The following is a 26,043-nucleotide window of genomic DNA, read 5'->3' as shown; positions in this document are numbered from 1 at the left end:
GGCACCCCGGCGCAGGCCGGGGTGCCGCTTCAGCGGTAAGCCGGGTCGTCGAACCAGTCAGCGAAATCGGGCCACGCCGCCGACACGCGATCGGGGAAAACCGCGTCGCGCTTTTCGAGAAAGCTCGCCACGCCTTCCGCCGCATCGCCGCTTGCGCCGCGCACCCAGATCGCGCGGCTTTCGATGCGGTGCGCCTCCATCGGGTGCGACTGGCCAAGTCCGGTCCACAGCATCTTGCGCAGTAGCGAGACCGAGACCGGCGCACTGTCGCCGGTCAGTTGCTTCGCCAGCGCGCGCGCCGCGGGAAGGAGGTCTTCGGGCGCATGCAGGCTGCGCACCAGCCCGCCCTTCAGCGCTTCGTCGGCGCCGAACACCCGGCCCGAATAGCACCATTCGAGCGCCTGGCCGATGCCGACCAGGCGCGGCAGGAACCAGCTCGACGCGGCTTCCGCCACGATGCCGCGCCGCGCGAACACGAAGCCGAAACGCGCCGCCTCGCTCGCCAGGCGGAAATCCATCGGCAGGGTCATGGTCGCGCCGATGCCGACCGCCGGGCCGTTGATCGCGCCGATCACCGGCTTTTTCGAGGCGAAGATGCGCAGGCCCAGGATACCGCCGCCGTCACGGACCGCCGGATGGGAATAATCCACGCCGCCATCGGCCCGCGTCGGTGATTCCTCACCATTCCAGCCGCCGCGCTTGTCATAGTCGAAGGTCGCGGCACCCGCCGACAGGTCGGCCCCGGCACAAAAGCCGCGTCCCGCGCCGGTGACGATCACGCACCGCACAGCGTCATCGGCATCGGTCAGGTCGAACGCCGCGACCAGTTCCTGCATCATCGCCTTGTTGAAGGCGTTGAGCTTGTCCGGACGGTTGAGCGTGATCGTGGCGATACCATCATCGACGCCCAGCAGAATGGTGTCGAAGTCCCGGTTCATGCCGGGCATTTCGCGCCGCTCTCCACCCATGCCCGGGTCAGCGCACCGAACTCGGCCTGCGTGCCCGGCGCGGGATTGCGGCCCTTGCCGGGATGCCAGGCCCAGCCGACCAGCGTGTCATGGCTGTTATGCTCGATCAGCTGTTCGAGCGTCTTGCCGTCGTTGCGCTTCGGATCCTTGATCTGTTGGCAGATCTGCCCGAGCGTCTTCCCCTCCCATGCCATCTGGATCGGGGCGAGATGCCAATTGGGATGGCCCGGGATGCTGCCCGACCCAGTGGCGAACGCGACATTGGCCGGACCATGGCAGGTCGCGCATTCCAGCCCGGGTGCGCCATGCCCATCGGCACCGCGCACCACCGGCGGGTTGTGCGGCATCATCGCATCGCCCTGATTGGGACGATCGGTGCGGGGATGGCAGTTGAGACAGCGCGGGCTTTGAATGACCTTGCCCATTTCGACGAACAAGGCGGCGGAGTGCCGGTCGCGGTCGGACGGGCTGCCCTCGACGCTGGAGGCGGGCATGCGCAGCACTTGCCCGCCGCTGGCGAGCACGGCGACCGGAAGCGCCAGCACGCTTGCCGCGAGTATCAGGTGACGACCCGCGATCATGCATTGTCTCCATGCGCGAAGGGCAACCGGCGCACCGCCTTGCCGGTCAGTCCGCGCCAGGCATTGGCAACGGCGGGCGCGACCGGCGGCAAGCCGGGTTCGCCGACGCCGGTCGGGTTGGCGCCCGATTTGACGATCGCCACCTCGACCTCAGGCATTTCGCCGATGCGCAGCGAACGATAGCTGTCGAAATTGCTTTGCTGCACCACCCCGCCCTCGCCCAGCGTGATCTCGCTGTACAATGCATGGCCAAGGCCATAGCCGATCCCGCCCTCGATCTGCGCGCGGATGACATTGGTGTTGATGGCAATGCCGCAATCGATCGCGCACCACATCTTGTGCACCTTGGGCAAACCATCCGCACCTTTCGATACTTCGGCGATCTGCGCGACATAGCTGCCGAAGCTTTTGTGAAACGCAACGCCGCGGGCCCGGCCAGCCCTGGCGCCGAGCCCGCCGGCCAGTTCGGCGACGCGCTTCAGCACCGCCTTGGCGCGATCGTCCTTCATCAGCTTCAATCGCCCGGCGATGCGATCCTGTCCGCCGAGTTCGAGCAACTGGTCGAGGAACGTCTCGACCGCATAAGCGGTGTGAGTATTGCCGACGGAGCGCCACCAGAGCGTCGGCACGCCATTCTGCATGACATGGAAACCGGCGCGGAACGCGGGAAAATCATAGGAGCTTTCGGTGACGCCTTCCATCATCGAGTCGTCATAGCCCTTGGCCTTGTCCTCGAATGGCGTGCCGATCATGAAGGACTGAGCGGCAATGACCGAATCCCAGCCGACAATCTCTCCCTTGGCATCGACTCCGCCCTGCGCGCGGTGAATGACCAACGGGCGATAGCGGCCGCCGAGCAGGTCGGTCTCGCGCGTCCAGACATGTTTGACCGGCGTCTTGCCGCCCAGCGCCTTGACCGCCGTCGCGGCCTCGACCGCGAATTCCATCGCCGGCGTCGCGCGCCGGCCGAAGCTGCCGCCGGCATAGAGTTCGTGCAAGGTCATGCCGGTAAAGGGCACGCCAAGCGCGCCGGCGATCGCCGCCGTCTCACCGACCTGGAACTGGCTGCCCATCCAGACATCGGCACCGCCTTCGCGCGGTTCGATCACTGCGTCGAGCGGCTCCATCGGGCCATGCGCGAGATAGGGGAAGACATAGGTCGCATCGATCGTCTTCGCCGCACCCTTGATCGCGGCGGCGGCATCGCCCTTCGCCTCGGCCTGTTTGCCGGGCGTCCGCGCGGCTTCGGCATAGGTCCTGATCATCGTCTCGGTCGAGCGGGTTTCCGCCTTGGACAAGTCCCAGTCGATCTCCAGCGCAGCGCGGCCCCTAATCGCGGCATAGGTGTCCCTGGCATAGACCACCACGCCGTGCGGGATCGCCTTGACCGCGACCACGCCGGGCACCGCCAGCGCCGCCTTGTCGCGCACTGCCTTCACCGTGCCGCCAAAGGCCGGCGGATGCTGGATCACGCTGATCACCATGCCGGGCCGGCGCACGTCGAAGGTAAATTCCACCGCGCCGGTCGATTTGATCAGGCTGTCGATCTTGGGCACGTCGGTGCCGATCAGGGTGAACTGGTCGGGGGTTTTGAGCACCGGCTTTTCGGGCACCGGGAGCAAGGCCGCATCGGCGGCAAGTTCGCCAAAGCGCGCCTTGCGCTTGCCATGGCTGACCACGCCCTTCGATACCTTGATCTCGGCCGCCGGCACGTGCCATTTCCGCGCCGCGGCCTCGACCAGCATCGCGCGCGCGGCGGCGCCGGCATTGCGCAGCTGCATCCAGCTATTGGCCATGGCGGTCGACCCGCCGGTGCCCATCGTGCCGAACATGAGATTCTTGTAGAGCGGGTCATTGGCCGGCGCGAAGTCGATGCGCATCTGCGACCAGTCGGCATCGAGTTCGTCGGCAACGATCGTGGTCAGTCCGGTCGCCGGCCCCTGGCCGAATTCGACATGCTTGATGATCACCGTGACGCTGTCATCGGCGGCGATGCGCACGAACGCGTTGGGCGCGAATGGCGCGGCGGCCTTGGCCGGACCAGCGGCAGCGGCGGCGCGACCGCCCAGCGGCAGCGCGAGGCCCAGCACCAGGCCTGACGTACCGAGAAATTCGCGGCGGCTGGCGCCTTTGGCATCGAAGGGCGCGTTCATGCCGCCGCTCCCGCATTTCTGGCCGCATCCTTGATCGCCTGACGCACGCGGACATAGGTGGCGCAGCGGCAGATATTGCCGGCCATGCCGTGATCGATATCCTCATCGCTCGGATTGGGCTTGATCGAGAGCAGGCCGATCGCCGACATCACCTGACCCGACTGGCAAAAGCCGCATTGCGGCACGTCGATCGCCACCCAGGCCGCCTTGACCGCTTCCGCCGTCTTGCCCTTCACGCCCTCGATCGTGGTCACGCTGCGCCCCGCCACGGTGCCGACCGGCGTTACGCACGACCGCCGGTTCTTGCCGTCAAGATGCACGGTGCACGCGCCGCATTGCGCGATGCCGCAGCCATATTTGGTGCCGGTCAGCTCGAGATGATCGCGCAACACCCACAGCAGCGGGGTATCGGGGTCGCCGTCGAACGCCGCTTTCGCCCCGTTCAGAAGGAACTCGGTCGCCATCCAGCGTCTCCCTATTCGTACCCGCCACGATGATACGGCGCGCAACGGCAGGCAGGCAACCGGAAACGCCTCGAATCGCAACTCCTGGGTCGTAACGGCTTTTTAGGCGGCGGTCGGCATAAGGCGGATCATGCGTCACTTTCCTCTTATCGCCCCCAATCCTCCGCGCCTGAGCGAGCGACTCGATGCGCTGCGCCGGGTCGAAGCCTCAGGAGTGTTCAGCAATAACGGGCCCGAGGTCCGCGCGTTCGAGGCCGACATCACCGAATCGCTGTTCGGGGGTCGTGGCGCAAGCCTGGCGGTCGCCAATGCGACGCTCGGCCTGATGGTCGCGATCAAACACGCAGCGATCGAGGCCGGGCGCCCCGACGGGCTGGCGTTGATGCCCAGCCTGACGTTCGCCGCGACTGGCCAGGCAGCGCTCTGGTCGGGGCTGACCCCGCTGATCTGCGATGTGGATCCTGAAGAATGGAGCGCTTGCCCCGAAGCGGAGGAGCGGCTGCTGCATCATTATGGCGACCGGGTCAGCGCGATCATTCCCTATGCGACCTTCGGCAATGCGATCGACCTGGATCGCTATGCCTGGCTGCAGCGGCGTTTCGGCGTCGGCGTGGTGATCGATGCGGCATCCTCGCTCGGTACGCGCGATGGCGCGGGCGACGGCTTTGGCCACGACGCGCCGTTCGCCGTGGTCTATTCGATGCACGCGACCAAGACGTTCGCGGTTGCCGAGGGCGGGCTGATCCATAGCGGCGATGCGCGGCTGATCGATCAATTGCGGGCGATGATCAATTTCGGCTTCGAAAGCGGCCGCAGCGCGACGTTGCCCGGGATCAACGCCAAGTTGCCCGAAGTGATCGCGATCCTGGCGCGCGCCAAGCTCGGCGAGATCGAAGCGGTGTGCGACGCACGCGCCGGGGTCGAGGCGGCGTATCGCCAGGCGCTGAGCGATTTCACCGTGCAGGCCGTGTCGGGTCAGCGCCGCGCAATGCAGTTCATGCCGGTATTGCTACCCGACGCGCTCGTCGCGCGCCGCGATCAGATCGCGACCGAGTTGCAAGCCGCCGGTATCGGCGTGGGGCGCTATTTCAGCCCGCATCTCGCCGAACAGCCCTTGTTCCAGACCAGCGCGATGATCGAGCCGACCCCGGTTGCCGATCGCATCGCGGCACGCATGCTGTCGCTGCCGATCACCGATGCGATGACGCCCGACGATGCGCGCCACATCGCCGCGACCTTCACCGCCCTCTGCACATCGGCGGCGGCGCGCGTGCCGGCCGAACCGACGCGTCGCGCGATCGTGTCGACGCTGATCGTCGGCGGCGGGCCAGCCGGCACCGCGCTGCTCACCGCCGCGAGCAAGAAAGGCCGGCTGGCCGACCTCGCGCGCGCGGGACTGGTCGTGGTGGAACGCGACGATGCGATCGGCGGCGGACGGCTCGGGCGCTACGCGATCAATTCCGACAGCACCGCGCAGACCTTCCTGACCGCGGTCAAGGACAATCCCCATCCCGAACTCGCCGGGATCATGGCGCATCCGGCGGGCCGTGCGGTCGAGCGCTATGCCGATGCGCTGGGCGTACCGCTGGTCGAGGCTGGCCCTTTGCTGCGCGCGACCGGCGATCGGCTGGCCGATATCGTCACCGCCCATGGCGGATCGATCCTGACCGGGCATGAGGTACTGGGCAGCCGACGCACCGCCGATGGACTGTGGTGCACGCGGATCCGGCGCCGTGCCAATGGCATGGAGTTCGATCAGCTCTCCGATCATGTGGTCATCGCCACTGGCGGCCATCAGCCGCTCGACCGGCTGGTTCAGCAGAAGGTCGCCGGCGTCCCGCTGGTCGACCATGCCGGCGGCAAGCTGTTGCAATCCGACGAAGTCCTGTCGCTCGGCGGTTTCGCCAAGGTTGCCGACCTGCTCACCGGCACGCGCGCGCCGCGCATCGCGGTGATCGGCGGATCGACCAGCGCGCTGACCAGCATCGCCCTGTTGCTGAAAGGCGCACCCGCCTTGCCGTTCGGCGCGGGCGGGATCACGCTGCTGCATCGCCGTCCGCTCCGCCCCTTCTACCCGTCGGTCGAGGCCGCACGGGCCGAGGGCTTCACCGATTTCGGGCCCAACGACATCTGCCCGGTCAGCGGTTTCGTCTATCGCCTTGCCGGCTTCCGGCTCGAAGCGCGCGAGCTGGTGCTGCGCATGCTTGGCGTCGATGGCCGCGCACCCGATCCGCGCATCGCGCTGCATCGCATCACCGGTGCGGATGATCAGGCGGCGCGCGATCATCTCGATCGCGCCGACCTGATCGTCGCGGCGCTCGGCTATCGCCCGCATGCCTTGCCCGTCAGCGACCGGCACGGCGATCCGATCACCCTGTCCGCGCATTTGGGCGGTGCGATGGTCGATCGGCATTGCCGCGTGATCGATGCGGATGGCGCCCCGGTCCCGGGCCTTTTCGGCATCGGCCTTGCCGCCGGTTTCGTCCCCTGGGGCGCATTGGGCGGCGAAGCGAGCTTCTCGGGTCAGGCCAACGGGCTGTGGCTGTGGCAGAATGACGTCGGCCAGATGATCGTCGATCAGATCCTGGAGGACGCGGCTGTCGAACGGGACCGGGCGGTGGCATGACGACGCCCGCCGTCAGCGTCATCATGGCGGCGTATAATGGCGCCGCATTGGTCGGCGAGACCATTGCCAGCCTGCAGGCGCAGACGCTGGGCGATTTCGAGATCGTCGTGGTCGACGACCGATCGACCGACGATACGCTCGCGATACTGCGCGGCATCGACGATCCGCGACTGCGCGTGATCGAAAGCCCGATCAATCAGGGTCCGGTGCGTGCGCGCAATCGCGCCATGGCGGAAGCGCGCGGCCGCTATATCGCCGGGCTCGACCAGGACGATCTGTGCCGGCCCGAACGGCTGGCGAAACAAGTCGCCTATCTCGAGGCGCATCCCGATACCGTCCTGCTCGGCACCGCCGCCGCCGCGCTTGAGGACGGACGAGTCTCGGCAACCGGCCACGCGCCCGCCTCCACGCCGCTGCTGATCGAATGGCTGTTGCGGATCGAAAACCCGCTGGTCTGGTCATCGGTGATGGTCCGCGCCGATACCGTGCGCCAGCTCTCGCCGTTCACGCGCCCTGCCATGCTCTATGCCGAGGATTTCGATCTGTATCACCGGCTGGCCAAGCTCGGCCGGATCGCGCGGCTCGATGAGGAACTTCTCGTGTATCGCCGGCACGGCGGCGGGGCGTCGCAATGCTTTATCGACACGATGCGGGCGAATGCCGCGCTGGTGCTGGCCGAGGCCCATGCCACGCTGTTCGGCGATGACGCGCACGAGGTCGCACGGCTGATGGTGCAGCATATCATGGGGCAGGAACCGGTCCCGCATCGGGTCGCGCTGTTGCAGCTCGGCACTGCGCTCGCCCGATTGCAGGAGGATTTCCTGGCGCACCGCCTGGTCGATGCGGAGAGCCTGACGCTGATCCGTTGGGAAACCGCGCGGCGCTGGAGCCGGGTCGGCCGGGCGGCGCTGCGCACCGGCACGATCGGGCTCGGCGATGCCATGGCGGTGCGGCCCGACCATCTCGGGCTTGGCCATGCCGGGGTCGAGGAACTGATCATGTCGCGCCTGATCGGCGGCGCGCGATCGGCGATCAGGCGGGCGAAATAGCCCGCGCGAGCGTATCGCCCAGAGCGCGTTCGAGTCCCGCCAGAATATCCGCCTCGAGCTGATCCGCGCGAACATTGCCCAGATCGAGATCGATCCGGTCGAGCCGGACATGGCAACCGGCGGGTACTGCCGCATCGAACACCCGCTCCAGCAGGGCAGGAACCAGATCGCGCACCAGCGCCTCAATTCGCGGCCGCATCGCCCGTGCGGTATCGTCATCGGCGACCGACGCCATGAACTCGAACCGTCCGATGCGATGCGGCTGGTCCGCCATGGCTAAACGGCCGATCCCGACAGCGCCGGAAAGACGAGTTGCGGAATCGGTGCCAGCGTGCGGAAATTCAGCACCCCCTCGAACTGAGCGGTCTTCAGATAGGGGTTGCCGTAGATCTGGCGGGCGAGGAGCGGCAGCGTATCGCCGACATTGATCGCCATCCGCTGCGCAGCGCCCGCCGGCCGAACGGGCTGCCCCGCCAGCCGCGCGGGATGGAATGTGACCGAAGCGTTCGCGCGGAGCGGCGTCCCATCCGGTTTGATCAGCCAGTGGCTGCCCGCAACGGTCTTACCGCCAGTCACGGCTATCGCTCCTCGGTCATGCGCAAATTCCTCAGGACCTGTTGCACGCAAGCGTTGACGATCGCATCGCGTTGCGCCGGGGTCATCGCGCCACCGCCATCGCCACCGGAGGGCGCCGCGCCCCCCGATGCGGCGCCGGAACCCGGACTTGATCCCACCGCGACATGCACGCCGATCTCGCTGATCTCCAAGGGCATGGGAAGGTCTCCGTTCGATCCTAGGTCATCACCGTCGTCATGGTTTCGGCGGCCAGCGCATGTCAGTCATGTTCAGCCTTGCATCGCCTGAATGATGGTCAGCTCGATGAATTCGGCCGGATGAATCATCTGCAGCGTGACCGCGACGATCATATCGCCGTTTAGCACATCCTGCGGGGTCATGGTCGAGCCGATGCCGCACGCCACGGTGAACGCGTCGCTCGGCTTCCCGCCCATCAGCCCGCCGGCTTGCCACAGCCCGGTCAGGAACGCGGAGACCGACGCGGTCACCGTCGCCCAGGTCATCACATCATTGGCGGCGAAGGCGTAGGATTGCAGCGCCGCCCTGATCGACTGGTCGATATAGATCAGCGTCCGCCGCACCTGGATAAAGCGATAGTCCAGGCTGTTGCCGTCAAGCGTTCGCGCGCCCCATACGACCGATCCACGGTTCGGCTGGCTGCGCACGATGTTGATTGCCTCCCCGCCCGGCGGCAGGTTGAAACCGCCCTGCTGGATATCGGTCATGGCGCAAAACGGCGAAGCCACCTCGGCCAGCGCGACGTTCGCCGGTGCACCCCAGACGCCATGATTGCCGTCGTTCATGGTCCAGATGCCGGCCAGGGCGGCACTGGGCGCCATGACGTTCATGTCGGTGGCGACCAGCTGCATGATCTGCTGGAACACCGGCAAGGCGTTGAACAACAACCGGTCGAGCGTCCATTGCCACGCGGCAAGATCGGCACCCGGCGCCGGATAGGGAATTGGCGGGGTCGCATCGGTCGAGGTCGATCCCGAATATTGCGCGGTGTTGGTATCGCTTTGCGTGATCGGGAAGGCCGTGGCGATCGCGGTCTGCAACGCGGCGCGCCGCGCGCCCGAATAGAGCATATTGGCCGCAGTGGTCAGGATCGTGTTGAGGACTGAATTGTCGCCGTTCGCGGCCACCAGGTTAGTGTAGAGAATATCGCCCGGCGCGACGATCGACGTGTTGAGCGCAGGTCCATAGGCCGCGCCATAACCGACATTGGCGTTCTGCGGCGCGATCGCGGTGACGAAATTGTCCTGGCATTGCTGAAGAGCGGCGACGGTATCGGCCGTGAGGCAACCGGGCAGGTCGAGGATCGCCATGCGACTCTGCAGCGTCCCCGCCTGAGCAAGCATGGCGCAGGCGACGCGCGCATAATCGGCCAGGCCCAGCTGGCAGGCCTCCGGGATGACGATCATCGTCGGCCCGACCAGTGCGGCGACGGCGTCAAGCCCGGTCAGCAGGCCGGGCGCATTTGTCGCCGGATCGCCTGCGGCGATCATGGCCGGGTTCCAGCCCGGGGGAACCGGATCAAGTACAATAGTCGGCGACTGGCCGCTCCAGTAACTGCCGACCGACACGACATAGCAGGAGCCGCCACCATTGGCGAAGAACAGGCGCAGATGCCAGTACAGGCAGAAATGGCGCGCGGCATCGGCCGATAGCGGCTGCAGGCCGAAGCCGGTCATCGCCACGGTATACGGGGTCGGACCGGCATCTGCCGGCGTGGTGAAATTGGCGAAGAAATCCGGCGTCGCCGCGCCTGCAACCGAGACGCCATAATATCGCGGCGCGGCGCCGCCGAAACAGGCGATGAAATCGGTCATCGATTCGATTGCGATGGGAACGCCGTAGAGCGGCTTGCCGGTCACCGGATCACCGGCGCACTGGGTATAGCCGACAAAGACCGGGACAGCGGTCGGAACACCGACGACCGCTGTCCCGAAGGCATCTATTTCCGTAGCGTAAACGCCCGGCGTCGTTGGACTGGATATCATGTCGTTACGGATACGTCCCGATGCGTCATCGTACAAAACAATGTTGCGCCACTACGGCTCTATTGAGGCCGGGCCGTTCTTCTTTCCTCCCGGCATGCGCCGCGACGACTTGCCGCGGGATCGCCGTCATTGCATCGCGCAGGCCGGGCTGGCGTATGCAGATCGGATGATGGGCGTGAACAAGAGCGTTTCGGGCTGGGTACGTCTTTTGGCGCTGGTGTGCCTGCTGGCCACGTTGCCTGCCGCTCCCCTGTCGGCCCAGGTTACAGCCCCCCATCAGGCCGAAGTGGAAATACGCACTCCCGCACCGCCCCGCCCAACCATCGGTAGCGACTGGGCGCGGCATCTCGGCTATGAACTTCATGTCACCAATTTCTACGCCGGAACCGGCGCGCTTCGGCTGAAGCGAGTCAGCATCTTCGCCGACCGCGCGACCATCCCGATCGCGACCTTCAGCGGCGCCGCGCTGCGGGCGCTGCTCTCCCCGAATGGCGACGATCCGCCCGGTACCGGCGATATCGTCATCGCAGGCGGCGCCCGCGTGGTGCTATTCGTCTGGCTGACTGAGCCCGCCTCGGCGCCGCGCGCGGCCTATTTGCGCCACAGCGTCGAATTCGAAACGAAGGACGGTAAGGTCGAGGTTGCGAATGATGTCCGCGTCGCGATCGACAATCGCCCGCCGGTGCGGATCGGCCCCCCGCTGACCGGCGGACCGTGGCTGGCCGGCGAAGGGCCGGGCAATCATGTGTCGCACCATTGGGGCGGCGTGGTCGCGATCGACGGACAGGTGACGATCCCGCAACGCTTCGCCATCGACTGGTTCGGGCTGGATGCGACGGGCCATGTCGCGCGGGTGCCCCGCGACCGGCTGGCAGCCTCGTCCGACGCCGATTGGGTAGGTTTCGGCGCCGACGTGCTCGCCGTTGGCGACGGCGTGGTGCGCGATGCGCGCGACGGCGTCGCGGACGGCACACCGCTCGCACCGCAAAGCCAGCCCGACGACCTGACCAGCCGCTCGCTCTATGGCAATTTCGTCGTCATCGAGATCGCGCCCGGCGTGTTCGCGCATTACGCCCATTTGCGTAACGGCAGCGTCAAGGTCCATGCCGGCGACCGCGTCGGTCGCGGCGCGGTGATCGGCGCGCTAGGTCAGACCGGACAGGCGGGTGGACCGCATCTTCATTTCCATATCAGCGACCGAATGACGTTCGAGGGATCGGAAGGGCTGCCGTTCGTGATCGACGGGGTGACCAGGCTGGGTTCGGCCGGGATCGACGACACGCTCGACCCGCGGATCAAGGTGAACGTCGGCAAGGCCCGTCCCGAAAAAGCGCCGTCATGGTTGCCGCTCGACGGCGACCTGGTGACCTTCGTCCGCCAGGGCCCGGACTCAGCCCCGGACTCAGCGCCGCCGCGGCGCCGCCGTGGAGTTGCGCAGCACCAGTGACGCCGGCACCACGGTCGGTGTATCGGGCACGTCACGCCCGGCCTGATCCGCGATGATCAGCTCGACCGCCCGTGCCGCAACCTCGGCGATCGGCTGAACGATGGCGGTCAGCGGCGGATGCGTGAAGCGCACGATCGGCGTGTCGTCGAAGCTGATCAACGACAGATCGCGCGGCACATCGATGCCGCGTTCGCGGCCCGCCTCGAGCGTCGCCAGCGCCATCCGATCGTTGCTCGCGATGATCGCGCTGGCCGGCGCGTCCCGATCGAGCAAATGATGCGCCGCCAGCTTGCCCGATGCGAAACTGAAATCGCCTTGCGCCAACAGGCCGGTCGTCTCCAGCCCCGCCGCCGCCATCGCCGCGCGCCAGCCATCGACGCGCCAGGTGCTGAGTTCATATTCGAGCGAACCGGCGATGAAGCCGATCCGGCGATGGCCGAGCGCGATCAGATGCTCGGTCGCCAGGCGCGCGGCGCGTTCATCGTCCATCGTCAGCGCAAAGCCGGGCCCCGCGGTCAGCGAACCGATCCGCGCGAAACTAATCTGGTGATTTTCGAGCAGCGTGATGATCAGCGGATTTTCGGAATGCGGCGGGGTCAGGATCACGCCATCGGGTTGCAGCGCGGCGATCGCGCCAAGCAGCTCGCGTTCGATATGGTCGCTATGCGTGTCGACCAGTTCGATGATCATCCGATAGCCATATTCGGCGCAGGTGAGCATGCCGCCAAGCAGCATCTGGTCGACCCAGTCGGTGCCCTGCCGTTCGCGCCAGTCGGCGATGGTGCGCTCGCGATCGTTGAGCGCCAGAATCAGATAGGATCGCGACCCGCTCATCCGCTGTGCGGCGATCGAGGGAACATAACCAAGCCTGTCGATCGATTCCTGCACCCTGAGCTTCATCTCCGGGCGGACGTTCGGCTCCTTGTTGATCACCCGGCTGACGGTTTGCAGCGACACCCCGGCATCGGCGGCGACATGCTTGATCGTGACTGTTTGCCGCCGCCGCGCCATGGCCGCTCAGCCTTGCCGTGCCGCAGGCGCCGCGTGCGCCGCACCACAATAGCGGGCGACGTAATCGGCATGCGCGGGCAGCGTCGCGACAGTTCGGGTGACGTTGCCGCGCAGCGTGCCGAGGAATTTGTCCAGTTCGTCGTCGCGCAGCTTCTCGGCGATCGGATGATAGGTGCGCGGCATGATTCCCTGGCCCATCATTACCTGGACCCAGCTGTTTTCGGCGAACAATTCCTCATTCTTGCGAAAGACACGGCCGGTTTCCCGGAACAGTTCGATCTTCTGCGCCAGCGTATCGGGGATCGGCATGCTCGCACAATAGCGCCAGAAGGGACTGTCGCGACGGTCGGTCGCCTTATAGTGCAGGACCAGGAAATCGCGGATCTGCAGCATGTCGTCATTTTGCTGGTCGTTGAATTCCACAATGTCACGCTCGCTGATATCGCCTTGCGGCATCATTCTCAGCAGGCGCAGTACCGCGCGCTGGATCAGATGGATACTGGTGGATTCCAGCGGTTCCATAAAGCCGCTCGACAGGCCGATGGCAACACAGTTGCGATACCATTGCCGCCGCCGCGCACCGGCCTGGAAGCGCAGGAAATTGGGTTCGGTCAGCACCGCGCCCTCGATATTGCCGAGCAACCGTTCGAGCGCATCATCCCGGTTCAGATAATGGCTGCAATAAACCAGCCCATTGCCGGAGCGATGCTGCAGCGGGATACGCCATTGCCAGCCCGCGTCATGCGCGATCGCACGGGTATAGGGGACCGATGGCGCGACATTTTCGGTTTGCAGCGCAATCGCCGAATCGCACGGCAGATAATGCGTCCAGTCGTCATAGCCGGCATGCAATGTCTGCTCGATCAGTAGCGCGCGAAATCCCGTGCAATCGAGGAACAGATCGCCCTCGATCCGCGTACCGGAGTCAAGCAGCAGCGCGGCGATGTCACCGCTTTCGCCGTCGAGTTCGACTTGTGAAATCCTTCCCTCGACACGTTTGGTCCCGTCCGTCTCGGCCATGGTGCGGAGGAATTTCGCGTAGAGCGTCGAATCGAGCTGATAGGCATAGTTCATCGCCTCATCGGGCAGATGCGCGAACTTGCCCTGCACGGCGGCGATCACCTCCAGGCAATAATCGTCATAGGATTGCTCATACCCCTTCTCGCGGGCGTAGAGCCAGAAATGCTGGAAGCCGGCCGACCAATGGTCCTTGCCGGTATAACCGAACGAATGGAAATAGCGGTGCCCGGGCTCCTTCCAATTGTCGAACAGGATGCCGAGCTTGAAGGTCGCCTGAGTCGCACGCATGAACTCGGCCTCGTTGATGCCGAGCAGGCGGTTATAGTTGACCAGCGGGGGGATGGTGGATTCGCCCACCCCGATCGTGCCGATCGCATCGGATTCGACCAGAGTCAGATCGACCGTATGCCCCATGGTCCGCGCGATCGCCGCCGCGGCCATCCAGCCGGCGGTCCCGCCGCCGGCGATCACGATGCGGCGCGGATGCCGTGCTTCCCCGGTCATTGGCTGAGCGCCCTGAGCAGGAAGGCGCGGACGCGGCCGGCGCTTTCCGGAGTCAGCGGCGCGAGGATGCTGCGCCCGTCCTCGGGGATATGAGCAACCACCTCCTCATCATTGCCGAAGACATAATAATCGAACATGTCGCGCCAGTAGCGCTTCTGGTCATCGGGCAGGTCGCGGATCGCCAGCAAGGCGTGGTTGAGCGCATCCTGTGGCTGGCCGAGCCAGCGCGGCGTCTCCCGCCACCAGTAATTGACCAGCACGTTGAACGGCTCGAGCCCCTCGACATGGTGCCACCACAAAGCGGGGATGTAGAGCGCATCGCCCGCCGCCAGCTCGGCGACCTGCGCATGGACCAGCGCCTCGCGGAAGCGCGGATGCGTGTCGAAGTCGGGGGCATGGAAATCGACCATGCTGACGGCGCGGCCAGCGGGAGTATTATCCACCGGTCCGAGATAGAGATTCCGGAATTGCTCGCGCGGGAACAGGGTGAAGCGGCGGCGGCCGACCGCGACACAGGCGAGATTGTCGGGCACGTCGTTATGCGCCGCGATGCGCGTTCGCGTGCCCATCCAGATGCTCGCCATCGGCGCGCGATCGCCAAGCGCGACCTGGTTCGCGTCGTGCAGCCCGATGAAGAATTCATGCATGTCGATCGAGGCGAGATAGATTGGCGGCGCATCCGCCTTGCCTTCGAGCGTATCGATCTGCGCGAAGATTTCCGGCAGCTTGGCGCGCAGCGTGCGGAAGTTCATCCCCATCGCCTGGTCGTAGAAGAGCCGGCCGTCGCTGCCCGGTGCACCGACCGAGACGGTGAACGGGCGATCCTGTCGCCGCCGGAGCAGATAATCGCGCGCGTCGCGCGCCGACCGGCGGCCGGCCTCGACCAGCGGCCAGCCCGATACCAGGCCGCGCACGATGAACGGACGATCCGCCGCGCGCAATTGCCGGTCAAGCTCTTCCGGCCCCGAGACGATCATCTCGGGAATGGCGGCGAGTGCGCCGAAGATTCCGGGATCCGCCTCAGCCATCGCCCACGCGCCGGTTCTTGCGCGCGATCAGTTCGGAAAGGTTGCCAAGCGAGGCCAGCGCCATGAAGATGTGCATCAGATGATCCTCGGCGTGCAACTCGCCGAGCGCGTCGGCATCGAGTGCCTGCAGCCGGCCCTCATCGATGATGTGAAACCCGACCAGCCGGTTGGTCGAGCCATCGTCGAGCGTGATCTCCAGGGCAAAGGGTTCGAGCAGATCGTGACGGCGCAGCGCGGCGAAGAAGTCGCCCGATGCCTGATACCCCGCATCGAGCGCGCCCAGCTGGTCGGCGATCGATTCCAGATAAGGCGTCGGGCGCCCATCCTCGTCGAACAGCCGCACCCCTTCGTCACCACCGATGCGCGGGCTGGCCATGTCGATATGGATTTGCTTTGCGCCCGCATCGTCCGCCGGCGTGCCGATCAGGAACGGCTGGATGTCGATCGCCAATGGCACATAGCGGGCATCCCAGCGGCCATTGTCGAGAAACAGATTTTCATCCTGCTCGAAGCCGAACATCGCCAGCGCCGTGAACGTGTCGCGGTCGTGATTGAGGCGGAAAAGGATCGGATAGTCAGTCTGCACCCGGCGGAATTCGCTCGGCACGGTCATGCAGCACATCACCGCATCGCCAAGTTCCACCGCCCGATCGGTGCGCACGCGCATGTCGCGGTGCGCTTCGGCCGTGAGAATTTCGTGATCGGGCATGTCAGCGGGTCTTTTCCATTACAGGCTGATGGCCCGCATCACGCAGCGCGTCCAGATAGGCACGATTGGTCGGCAGGCTGGCGGCGAGCGTGCGGGCGCGTTGGTCGACCTGCCGCAACCGGGCCGCCACATGGTCGCGCGCGCCGGTGCGGATCGCGCCCTCGGCAGGCGGCGCGAACCCCATGCCGTACAGCACATATTGATAGCTCGCCGCCGGGAAAATCTCGTCAATGGCAGGCAAGTCGGCCCGCGACGGCGGTTGGTGCCGCCAGAGCCGCAGCAGCTCGGCAAGCCGTGGCGGGATGGAGCCGGCCTCGCGATGGTCACGCCAATAGGGCTCTTCGCGGTGGCTCAGCACATAATGGAGCTTGAGGAATTCGACGATCCGGTCCCAGCGATAGCGGAACACGGTGTTGAAGCGATCGGCATGGATATCCATCACCTCGCGTGTCGCCGGGAAACCGTCGAGCAGCGCCTCCAGCGACAATTCGATCAGCACGATGGCCGAGGCTTCGAGCGGCTCCAGGAAACCGGCCGAGAGGCCGATCGCCAGGCAATTGCGCTCCCAGAATCGCGCACGATGCCCCGAGCGGAAGGCCAGCCGGCGAAAGGACAGCTGGCCGGTATCGACCGTCGGCATCGCGCCACGCAGATAGGCTTCGAGTGTCGCCGCCGCCTGATCGTCGCTGGCATGATGCGAGGAATAGACGCAGCCGACGCCGCGTCGGGTCGGCAAGCCGATGTCCCAGATCCAGCCGGCCCCGTGAGCGGTGGCGGTGGTCTGCGACGCGATCGGACTGCCGGGTGCGACCGGCACTTGCACCGCGAGCGCGCGATCGTTGAACAATTCGGTGCTGCGGTCGATGAACGGCACGCCATATTGTTCGCCGATCAGCAGCGCGGCATGCCCGGTGCAATCGATGAACAGGTCGCCCTCGACCGCGTCCGTCGCGCGCATGGTCACGGTGGCGATGTCGCCATTGGCCGCCATCCCGACCGAAATGACATGATCGCGCACATGGCGAACGCCGAGCCGATCGGTCGCGTGCCGCGCCAGCAAGGCAGCAAACTTCCCCGCATCGAGATGATAGGCATAGTTGAGCGCACCGGCATAGTCCGGCATCGCGCGCTGCCGCGGCGCCAGGTCAAGCGCGCAGGTGCGGGGTTGCGGACTGACCACGTCGGCAAAACGGCGATCGGCCTCGCTCTGATGCCAGGCGGCGACGACATCGCACGGTTCGCCATCGACCGGGGCGACGAATGGATGGAAATAGCGGTCGCCGGCCTCTCCGGTGCGCCAGCCGTCGAAGCGCGACCCCTGTTTGAAGGACGCATCGCAGGCGAGCAGGAATTCGGCCTCGGGGATGCCGATCTGCTCCAATGTGCGGCGCATCGTCGGCCAGGTCCCCTCACCCACGCCGATCGTCGGGATGTCGGGGGATTCGATCAGCGTCACGCTGATCGGGGCCGCGGCGGAAGGGTTGGCGCGCGCGGCGATCAGGCAGGCCGCGAGCCAGCCGGCGGTACCGCCGCCGACGATCACGATCCGGGAGATTGCCCCATCCACGCTACGCGCCTTCATCCACGATCAGCAGCTTGCCGTGCCGGGAACGGAAAAGCCACCCTCGTGCCAAGGTGGCTTTCCTGTTCGCGACACTCCCCCGACAGGGTCGGCTCAGAACGATGCCCGAACGCCGAACGAGTAGCGGGCATAACCCGGCGAGACGACGGTCACGTTGCGATCCGACCGCTGATGCTCGCGCCGGCTTGAACCGGTCAGGTTGATCCCTTCGGCGAAGACGCTGAACCCCTTTTTGAACTCGTAGCTCGCGCTCGCGTCCACCTGGCCATACGCTTCGGTATAGGTCGGGTTCGCGCCTGTCGTGTTCAGGAACTCGGCGCGCCAATTATACGCGACACGCGCCTGGATGCCGTATTTGTCGAAGAACGCCACCGCATTCGCGCTGTTGCTGAGGCCGACCAGCGCGAACTGCGTGGCGCTGGAAGGCTTGCTATTGTCGTATTTCGCGCTGCCGTTGACGATCGTATAGTTCAGGATCGTGCCGAAGCCGGTATCCCAGAAGCTGTGCTGGACGGCGAATTCCCAGCCATGGAGCGACGCGGTTTGATCGCTGTTCACCGGCGTGGTGACCTGGAAGTTGAGCGCCGGATCCTCGGGCAAGGCGAAGATCAGACCGTTGGCCCGGTCCGACGATTGCGGATAATGGTCGAAGATATAGGTGCGGATCTGCGCGGCCGTCGCATTTGCCCCCAGCGCACCGAGCGCCGCCTGATAGCGCGGGCCGCCCACTGGCGTGGTCAGGCCGAACGCGTTGGTGTCGACGCGCGTGGTCGAAATGAAGTTTGCGACATTCTTGTGGAAATACCCCACCGACACATAGCTGCCGGGGCCATAATACCACTCCGCCGACAGATCGATATTCTTCGATTTGAACGGGATCAGTCCTGGATTGCCGAGCGCACCGGTGCCCCCGCCGACACGGAACAGCGTGTCCAGCGTTTGCCCGCCCTGCATGCGGTCATAGGGCGCACGGGTGATCGTATGGCTGTACGAGGCGCGCAGTTTGACATTGTCGAACGGCGAGATGTCAAAATCGGCCGACGGCAGCCAGTTCTGATAACTGCCCTTGAACCGGGTAAAGGCGCTCTGGCCCGACTGGACGACGTTGAACTCATTCTCCGACACCCATTGGGTGCGCAACGGTACCGGCACCAGTGCCGCCGACGAGATGTCAGTCGTCTCGTAGCGCAGGCCAGCGACGAAGTGCGCCGGATTACCGAAGGCGTCGAACTTGGTCGCCACCTGCAGATAGGGCGCCAGCGTCTTTTCGCTGATGCGCCGGTCGGTGTCGAACTTGGCGAGACATGTACCCGGGCTGATCGCCGCGCCCGATCGTGGTTTGCTGCACGCCTGGAACTTCGATTCGAGCAGGTCGACCATGTTCTCGAAATTGAACGTGTAGAATTTCTGCGCCATGCCCGGCTGCGCCAGACCTGGGAACAGGTTCGGCAATGTCGCAAGCTTGAACAAATCGTCGGGAACCGACGATGCCGGGCCGATGCCGCCCCAGGTGTCGTTCTGAATGGTGCCGAAGGCCGAGCGGACCTTATTGTCGAGATAGGAGACGCCGAAATCGAGGCTGTCGAGCAACCCGCCATCATGGTCGTAATGACCGCTCAGCTGGACCTGGTTGATCTCATCCCTGAAATAGGCGTTGCGGAACGCGTTGCCGGTCGGCGTGATCAGCGCCGGGTTGAGCGGGTCGATGCCCGGGGCCATGGTGTAGGAGATGACCGGCAGGCCATGGTCGAAGTTGATCGTCTGGCTCTGCACGCCGAAGATCGCGGTACCGACCGACATGCTCGAGCCATATTTGTTGGTCGGCTTCACTTCCGCGGTCGAGTGATGCGCATCGAGCGTTACCGTCACGCCGCCCGGCCCCTTCCAGACCAGGTTGCCGCCAAGCGACTTGTTCTCCGCGCGGTTGCTGGTGAGCGACCCGCTATAGGAAAGGTCCTTGCCGGCGCTGCACACCGTCGACGGCGCCACGCAACCCGGATCCGGCACGGCGAACCGCTCGGTGTAGAAGACCGGGCCGGCGACCGGACCATCGGTCCAGGAGCTCGACGTATCGCCATGGTTAAACCAGATGCCGACATTGCTGTTGCGGGTTTCGACGGTGTTGCGCGAATAGGTATAGTCGATCGTCGCGGTCAGTGCGTCGGTCGGGCGGAATTGCAGGACAGCCTGACCATTGATGCGTTCGCGATTAATGTCGTTGAACTCGTACGACGCATTTTGCGGGACCTGATAGACATCGGTCGGATCCGGGCGGTTGATGACGTTCGGATTACTGGGCGAGAGTGATCCCCAGTTGTTCTCGTTGCCGAGATAACCGTCGCGCCAGCCGACGACCCCTTTGTTCGTGCCCGCCTTGCGCTTCTGATAGGAGCCGATGATCGCGATGCCGATGCGATCGTCCGCCAGCGTCGTGCTGAAAATGCCCGAGACTTCCGGCGTGATGTCGTTCTTGCCGCGCTGGGACGTGTCGATCACGCCCTTGACGGCGAGGCTGCCGCGCGTGCCTGGCCGCTCGAGCGGGCGCGGGGTGCGAATATTGATGGTCGAGCCAATGCCGCCCGATTCGAGCGTCGCGCGGCCGCTCTTATAGACCTCGACCGCGGCGACGCCCTCAGAGGCGAGGTTGGCGAAGTCGAACGAGCGGGACGATGGCGCACTGCCGCCGTCAGCGATGAACGCGGTCGGCATCTGACGGCCGTTGAGCGTCACCAGATTATATTCGGGACCGAAGCCGCGGACGGTGACCAGCGATCCTTCGCCATTCGAGCGATCGATCGACACGCCAGTGATGCGCTGCAGTGATTCGGCCAGGTTGGTATCGGGAAACTTGCCGATATCCTCGGCGGAGATCGCATCGACCACGCCCTGCGCATCGCGCTTGATATCCGCCGATGCGCGCAAGCTGGCGCGGATGCCGGTGACGATGATGTCATCACCCTGATCGGCTGGGGGCTGCTGCGTTTCGGAGGGGTTCGCAGTGCCAGCGGCCGCATTCTGCGCGGCCGCGATGCCCGGTACGGCCATCAGCGCGAGCGTCGATACGCCAAGCGCCAATCGCGAAGCCAAGCGGCGGTTGAAGCCCCCCATTGTCATCCCCTCTGTCATCGGCGCTGTCCCCACGCCGCTCTTGATAACGTTCACTTTGCTGATTTTGACGAATTATGTCAACCCCGGCCACCAAGCAGGCGCGACTTGGTAACATGTGTCACCAATAGTTGTGAACGTTATCAAAATATGCTGTGTAAGTAACGTATCGCCGACGTCATGTGCTGCCGAAGTGCGGGGCGGTTGCGGCACTGGTATCGACCGGGATTCGTCCCGTAAGGACCGGGCCGGATGACAGGATTCGGCAGGCGCCCGACAGAGCAGGCGACCTGGATAAGAAGGGGGACGAGGATGTCGAGAGGATTACATTGTGCGTTGCTGAGCGCATCGCTTCTGGCTGGCATCGGCGCAACGACAGCCGTGCCGGCGCGCGAGGCACCGCCGACCGCCGACCGAGGCGACGCCCGCACACGCGCGGCAGCACGCGTCGCCCGGATGACTCTCGATGAAAAGATCGCACTCGCTCATGGCCTGTTCCCGCCCCGGGCAAAGGGCAAGACGGCCAATGAGCTGATCCCGTCCGCCGGACATATTGACGGCATTCCACGGCTCGGCGTGCCGCTCATCCGCGAAAGCGATGCGTCGCTGGGCGTCGCCAACCAGGTCGAGCAGCGCAAGGGAGATGTCGCGACGGCGCTGCCGTCCAGCCTGGCGACCGCGGCGACCTTCGATCCGGAGATCGCGCATGCCGGCGGCGTGATGATCGGCGCGGAGGCGCGCGCCAAGCGCTTCAACGTGCTGCTCGCGGGCGGCGTCAATCTGACGCGCGATCCGTGGAACGGCCGCAACTTCGAATATCTCGGCGAAGATCCGCTGCTCGCCGGCGAGATGGCTGGCGCGCACATCGCCGGCGTGCAGTCGAACCGCATCACGTCGACCATCAAGCATTTCGCGCTCAACGCGCAGGAAACCGGGCGCATGGTGCTCGATGCGCGGATCGATGAAGCGAGCCTGCGCGAGAGCGACCTGCTCGCCTTCCAGATCGCGATCGAGAAGGGACGGCCCGGATCGGTGATGTGCGCGTACAACAAGGTCAATGGCGACTGGGCGTGCGAGAACGCGCATCTGATGAATGACGTGCTGAAGCGCGACTGGGGCTATCGCGGCTGGGTGATGAGCGACTGGGGCGCGGTCCATTCGACCGCCAAAGCGGCCAATGCCGGCCTCGACCAGCAATCGGGTCAGGAACTCGACACGGCGATTTTCTTCGGCGACGCACTCAAGGCCGATGTCGAGGCGGGCAAGGTGCCGATGGCACGGCTCGACGACATGATCACGCGCTATCTGACCGGCCTGATCGAGACCGGTGTGCTGGATACGCCGATGCCGGCCAGGCCACTGTCAATCCCCTATGCGCGCCATGCCGATGTGGCGCAGCGCGCGGCGGAGGCCGGCATCGTGCTGCTCAAGAATGAAGGCGGCGTGCTACCGCTTGCCCGCACGGCGAAGCGTATCGCCGTGATCGGATGGGGCGCCGATGTCGGGGTTCTTTCCGGCGGCGGATCGAGCCAGGTACGCTCGGTCGGCGGCGCGCCGATCGAGATCCCGCTCAGTTCGGGCGCAGCCTCGTCCTTTGCGCGGATCACTTATCACGCATCCTCGCCGCTCAAGGCGATCCGCGCCGCGATGCCCCAGGCCAAAGTGAGCTTTATCGACGGTCGCGATGTGGCGGCGGCAGCGCAGGCGGCGCGTGGCGCCGATGTCGCGATCGTCTTCGCCACGCAATGGACGACCGAGGCGCAGGATGTTCCCAACCTGTCGCTGCCCTATGGCCAGGATGCGCTGATCGCCGCGGTCGCCGCCGCGCAGCCCAGGACGGTCGCCGTACTGGAAACCGGTGGCCCGGTGCTGATGCCATGGCGCGATCAGGTCCCGGCGATAGTCCAGGCCTGGTATCCCGGGCAGCGCGGCGGCCCGGCGATCGCCAATATCCTGACCGGCCGGGTCAATCCCTCGGGCCGCCTGCCGATCACTTTCCCCGCGGCCGCGTCGCAGGCGCCCCGCGCGGCGCCGGTTGGGCTCGACACGCTGACATCGCTCGAGGCACAGGCGGCGGCCAATCCGGCGAACGCGGCGCAATACCATCTCAAGACTTTCTCGATCGATTATGTCGAAGGCGCGGATGTCGGGTATCGCTGGTACGAGCGAAAGGGCCAGCGCCCGATGTTCGCGTTCGGGCATGGGCTGAGCTACACCAGTTTCGCCTATCGCAACCCCGTCGTGCAGGGTGGCAAGACGCTGCGCATTTCGTTCGAGGTGGTCAATACCGGGCGCAAGGCCGGCGTGGACGTGCCGCAAATCTATGTCGCGCGCGATGGATCCGCAGCGCCGATGCGGCTTGCCGCCTTCACGCGCGTCAGTTTGAAACCGGGCGAATCGCGGCGCGTGACGCTCACCGCCGAGCCGCGCATCATCGCCGATTATGACACGAAGCTGCCCGGCTGGCGCATTGCCGGCGGCCGTTACCGCGTCGCGCTCGCGCGCGACGCGACCGACCGGACACTGGTGTCGACCACGACGCTCGATCCGGCCACCATGAAGCCATGACCAGACTGGAGCGTCGAGCGTTCCGTCTGGCGGCGACAGCGCTGTTTTCGACGCTGAGAAAGAACGTGCCGGCATCAGTCCGACAAGGATGACATGCCCGCTCCTGTGCCATGGTTGAATCGCTGCCGCCGAAAGGGCTGCGACGACAGGGCGACCGGAGCAGGCTGAGGAGCGCGCGGGGGAACGCGCAGAGGGAGATATGTTACACCGCAATGTAACATATCTCCCTCTGCCATCACGTCGACGACGTGCCTATTTAGCACATTATATCATATACTTACTATGAAGTTGATCACCCAGACACGCTTTATCCGACATGGGCGATCCGGTGAAAGTTCTGGGCTGACGGGCCTCGACCAAGCCGCTGCGGAATTGTGATTCGCGCCCCGTTGCCGATAACGGCCGGACCGGGCAGAACCGGACGGATAGCTGATGCCATTCCGCCTCGCCCTGCCATGGGCGGCACGACCATCCCGCCAGGGCGTTGAGGTCGCGCCGGCCCGCCGCTCCATCGGCTTTCTGCTGATCTTTGCGCTCGCCAATGCCGGCGGGGTTATCGCCTATCTGCCGCTGCTCAGCTTGCTGCTGCCGATGAAGATCGAAGCGGTCGCGGGGGACGCGCGGATCGCGCTCTTCACCGCGACCGTGATCGCCGGCGCGATCGCCGCGAGCCTGTCCAATATCCTGTTCGGCTGGCTCAGCGATCGGTCCGTCGCGCGGGGCGGCGGGCGCCGTCGCTGGATGGCCATCGGCATCGTCGCGACCGTGCTTTCCTTTGCCTGTGTGGTGATCGCATCATCCCCGGCCGCGATCATCCTCGCGATCATCTTCTTTCAAGCGGCGGTGAACGCCTTGCTGGCGCCGCTGCTCGCGATCATGGCGGATGAGATTCCCGATGCGCAAAAGGGCGTGGCCGGTGGGCTGCTTTCGTTCGCAAACCCTGTCGCGTCGGCGGTTTCGGCGATCCTGGTGAGCATGAGCGCGCTCGACGAAGCGTCGCGTTATGCGATCGTGTCGCTGGCGATCGTCGCCTGCGCCATCCCCTTGCTGCTGGTGCGAGCCCGTCCCGTTCCGGCCCCGACCGAGGCGCACACGGCGACTGTCATGCTCCGGCGGGATCTGGCGATCGTCTGGGGCGCGCGGCTTCTCGTCCAGGTCGCCGGCAATGTGCTTTCGCTCTATCTGCTATACTATTTCGAGAGCATCGCCCCGGATCAGCCGCCGCTGACCATGGCGTCGCGCGTCGGCCACCTGCTCACGATCGCGTTCATCATACCGTTGCCGATCGCCGTCCTGCTTGGGCGCCTGTCCGATCGGCTCGATCGCCGCAAACCATTCCTGCTGGGCATGGCCATGCTCGCGGCCCTCGGCCTTGTCATCATGGCCCTGGCCAGTGACTGGACGGTGGCCGCGGCGGGATTCGGTCTCTACGCAGTCGGGTCGGCGGTTTTCCTGGCGCTCCATTCCGGCTTTTCGATGCAGCTGCTGCCCAATCCCAGCCATCGCGGCCGCGACCTTGGCTTGCTCAACCTGACCAACACGCTGCCCGCGCTGCTCGGCCCGCTGCTGACCTGGTCGCTGGCGACGCCGCGCGATTTCGATACGCTGATGCTGGTGCTCGCCGGCCTGGCCTTGTGCGGCGGGCTCGCCATTCTCGCGGTTCGTGGCCGAGGCTGACCTTATGCCACCGGCGCCCGGTGGCGCATATGATCGACCACCAAGCGCTGCGGCAACGCCGGATCGTCGATACCCGGTAGAGCATTCCAGGGTGTCATCCGACGGACAGGAAGCCGGTGATCGTCAGGCGGCCCGTCGCCGGATCAGGCGAGAGTGAAGAGTCAGGGGTAATGGCGCCGCTATGCAGAACATAGCTGCGATAGAGCAGTGCCCGGTTGTAGCGTGCCTCGGCCAGCATGGTTTGCTCGAACAGCGCCGTGTCGCCGGCGATATAGCCTGGCGGCGGAATATTACCGAAGCGCAGTTCGGCATCGAGCTGGTCGAAATAGATCGGCGCGCGGGCGTCGTTGATCGTTTCGAAGCCGGTCGATCGGTGTCGGAAAAAGGCCGTCCCTTCGCCACCCTCCGGTGCGAGATAATGGAGCAGTGCGATCCGTTCCTCCGCAAAGGCATCGCAATGCGGCAAGCGCTGGCGGATCGTCAGGTCCGCCGGCGGCGTCGTGACGATCGAAAGGCTGGCGTCGATGACCCTGGCGCGATCGCTGCCGAATGTTTCGCGCAGCGCCGCGGCGATGATTTCCTGCTGCACGGGCAAATAGCCGGCGGGGAGCGGCGCGCGAATGCCGGGATAATGGTGCGCGGCAGGACCGAACTCCGTCGCGATCGCCGCCGCCCGGAGCGATTCCGGATCGGACGCGAAATTGTCGATGACGACCAGCGGCTGCGCCTCGTTTCCGAAGCGATGAACCGTGAAACTGGGGCCGGTCATGCCGGCTTGGCACCATCTGGCATCATCACGCAGATGAAAGCCGGTGCCTTGCTCGCGTCAAGAGGGCATGTTTTCCGTACCCATCCGGTGAGGGCCGCGACGGCGATCGATCCTACCGGCCGCGATGAATGGCGATGAGGTTTTCGAGGTTTTCGATACCGAAGTCGGAGAACGCGATGATGCCGTCAGGGTGGGCGACGTCG

The 26,043-nt window shown here is 65.5% G+C and carries 20 protein-coding genes; 5 read left to right on the top strand and 15 right to left on the bottom strand.

The window, feature by feature from the left end:
- Nucleotides 1-29: 29 nt before the first annotated feature.
- Genes OO12_RS15595 through OO12_RS15580 form a run of 4 tightly spaced genes read right to left on the bottom strand, consistent with a single transcriptional unit; the run spans nucleotide 30 to nucleotide 4,166 of the window.
- The gene (locus OO12_RS15595) at nucleotides 30-938 is read right to left on the bottom strand and encodes a crotonase/enoyl-CoA hydratase family protein (protein WP_034159741.1); all 909 of its coding nucleotides are present in this window, start codon (nucleotides 936-938) and stop codon (nucleotides 30-32) included.
- Nucleotides 935-1,549, bottom strand: a complete 615-nt coding sequence (locus OO12_RS15590; RefSeq protein ID WP_034159645.1) for a hypothetical protein — start codon at nucleotides 1,547-1,549, stop codon at nucleotides 935-937. The genes OO12_RS15595 and OO12_RS15590 overlap by 4 nt, the downstream gene beginning before the upstream one ends.
- Nucleotides 1,546-3,702, bottom strand: a complete 2,157-nt coding sequence (locus OO12_RS15585; protein ID WP_034159644.1) for a xanthine dehydrogenase family protein molybdopterin-binding subunit — start codon at nucleotides 3,700-3,702, stop codon at nucleotides 1,546-1,548. Before OO12_RS15585 ends, OO12_RS15590 begins: the two co-directional genes overlap by 4 nt.
- A complete protein-coding gene (locus OO12_RS15580) occupies nucleotides 3,699-4,166 on the bottom strand; it encodes a (2Fe-2S)-binding protein (RefSeq protein WP_034159643.1) in 468 nt (155 codons plus the stop codon). The genes OO12_RS15585 and OO12_RS15580 overlap by 4 nt, the downstream gene beginning before the upstream one ends.
- Nucleotides 4,167-4,296: 130 nt before the next feature.
- Between OO12_RS15580 and OO12_RS15575 the strand changes: the two genes are divergently transcribed.
- Nucleotides 4,297-6,792 (top strand): DegT/DnrJ/EryC1/StrS family aminotransferase, encoded by a 2,496-nt coding sequence (locus tag OO12_RS15575; protein ID WP_034159642.1) that lies wholly within the window; start codon nucleotides 4,297-4,299, stop codon nucleotides 6,790-6,792.
- A complete protein-coding gene (locus OO12_RS15570; protein ID WP_034159641.1) occupies nucleotides 6,789-7,841 on the top strand; it encodes a glycosyltransferase family 2 protein in 1,053 nt (350 codons plus the stop codon). Before OO12_RS15575 ends, OO12_RS15570 begins: the two co-directional genes overlap by 4 nt.
- Here OO12_RS15570 and OO12_RS15565 read toward each other — a convergent pair.
- From OO12_RS15565 to OO12_RS15550, 4 genes are all read right to left on the bottom strand, one after another.
- Nucleotides 7,825-8,115, bottom strand: coding sequence for a contractile injection system tape measure protein (locus OO12_RS15565; RefSeq protein WP_034159640.1), 291 nt, complete (start codon nucleotides 8,113-8,115; stop codon nucleotides 7,825-7,827). The two genes, OO12_RS15570 and OO12_RS15565, sit on opposite strands and share 17 nt — an antisense overlap.
- A 2-nt stretch (nucleotides 8,116-8,117) precedes the next feature.
- On the bottom strand, nucleotides 8,118-8,417 hold the full coding sequence (locus tag OO12_RS15560) for a hypothetical protein (protein ID WP_052215927.1): 300 nt from the start codon (nucleotides 8,415-8,417) through the stop codon (nucleotides 8,118-8,120).
- 2 nt (nucleotides 8,418-8,419) lie between these two features.
- Entirely contained in the window at nucleotides 8,420-8,614 is a 195-nt protein-coding gene (locus tag OO12_RS15555; protein ID WP_034159639.1) for a DUF5908 family protein, read from the bottom strand.
- A gap of 72 nt (nucleotides 8,615-8,686) precedes the next feature.
- On the bottom strand, nucleotides 8,687-10,420 hold the full coding sequence (locus OO12_RS15550) for a phage tail sheath C-terminal domain-containing protein (RefSeq protein WP_034159638.1): 1,734 nt from the start codon (nucleotides 10,418-10,420) through the stop codon (nucleotides 8,687-8,689).
- Between the two features lie 94 nt (nucleotides 10,421-10,514).
- Here OO12_RS15550 and OO12_RS26965 point away from each other — a divergent pair, with 94 nt between their 5' ends.
- A complete protein-coding gene (locus tag OO12_RS26965) occupies nucleotides 10,515-11,867 on the top strand; it encodes a M23 family metallopeptidase (protein WP_052215926.1) in 1,353 nt (450 codons plus the stop codon).
- Here OO12_RS26965 and OO12_RS15540 read toward each other — a convergent pair.
- The 6 genes from OO12_RS15540 to OO12_RS15515 form a co-directional block, all read right to left on the bottom strand.
- Nucleotides 11,823-12,878, bottom strand: coding sequence for a LacI family DNA-binding transcriptional regulator (locus tag OO12_RS15540; RefSeq protein ID WP_034159637.1), 1,056 nt, complete (start codon nucleotides 12,876-12,878; stop codon nucleotides 11,823-11,825). The two genes, OO12_RS26965 and OO12_RS15540, sit on opposite strands and share 45 nt — an antisense overlap.
- Before the next feature lie 6 nt (nucleotides 12,879-12,884).
- Nucleotides 12,885-14,402, bottom strand: a complete 1,518-nt coding sequence (locus tag OO12_RS15535; RefSeq protein WP_034159636.1) for a tryptophan halogenase family protein — start codon at nucleotides 14,400-14,402, stop codon at nucleotides 12,885-12,887.
- The gene (locus tag OO12_RS15530) at nucleotides 14,399-15,430 is read right to left on the bottom strand and encodes a cupin-like domain-containing protein (protein WP_034159635.1); all 1,032 of its coding nucleotides are present in this window, start codon (nucleotides 15,428-15,430) and stop codon (nucleotides 14,399-14,401) included. Before OO12_RS15530 ends, OO12_RS15535 begins: the two co-directional genes overlap by 4 nt.
- Nucleotides 15,423-16,139 carry a SapC family protein gene (locus tag OO12_RS15525; RefSeq protein ID WP_034159634.1) on the bottom strand — a complete coding sequence of 239 codons (717 nt, stop codon included), beginning with the start codon at nucleotides 16,137-16,139 and terminating at the stop codon, nucleotides 15,423-15,425. Before OO12_RS15525 ends, OO12_RS15530 begins: the two co-directional genes overlap by 8 nt.
- Nucleotide 16,140: 1 nt before the next feature.
- Nucleotides 16,141-17,706: a tryptophan halogenase family protein gene (locus tag OO12_RS15520; protein ID WP_034159738.1), complete on the bottom strand. Its 1,566-nt coding sequence runs from the start codon at nucleotides 17,704-17,706 to the stop codon at nucleotides 16,141-16,143.
- A gap of 108 nt (nucleotides 17,707-17,814) precedes the next feature.
- Complete coding sequence (locus tag OO12_RS15515; RefSeq protein WP_034159633.1) at nucleotides 17,815-20,829, bottom strand: TonB-dependent receptor; 3,015 nt, start codon at nucleotides 20,827-20,829, stop codon at nucleotides 17,815-17,817.
- 309 nt (nucleotides 20,830-21,138) lie between these two features.
- Between OO12_RS15515 and OO12_RS15510 the strand changes: the two genes are divergently transcribed.
- On the top strand, nucleotides 21,139-23,394 hold the full coding sequence (locus tag OO12_RS15510; protein ID WP_034159632.1) for a beta-glucosidase family protein: 2,256 nt from the start codon (nucleotides 21,139-21,141) through the stop codon (nucleotides 23,392-23,394).
- 432 nt (nucleotides 23,395-23,826) lie between these two features.
- On the top strand, nucleotides 23,827-25,071 hold the full coding sequence (locus OO12_RS15505; protein ID WP_082006563.1) for an MFS transporter: 1,245 nt from the start codon (nucleotides 23,827-23,829) through the stop codon (nucleotides 25,069-25,071).
- A 94-nt stretch (nucleotides 25,072-25,165) separates the two neighbouring features.
- Here the strand turns inward: OO12_RS15505 and OO12_RS15500 are convergent, their stop codons facing one another.
- A complete protein-coding gene (locus OO12_RS15500) occupies nucleotides 25,166-25,840 on the bottom strand; it encodes a DUF6445 family protein (protein ID WP_034159631.1) in 675 nt (224 codons plus the stop codon).
- Nucleotides 25,841-26,043 lie beyond the last annotated feature (203 nt).

It is taken from the genome of Sphingomonas sp. ERG5, from assembly GCF_000803065.1.
Taxonomy (GTDB): domain Bacteria; phylum Pseudomonadota; class Alphaproteobacteria; order Sphingomonadales; family Sphingomonadaceae; genus Sphingomonas.
Note: the sequence above shows the minus strand (reverse complement) of the source record. Positions and strands in the feature narration are given on the sequence as shown.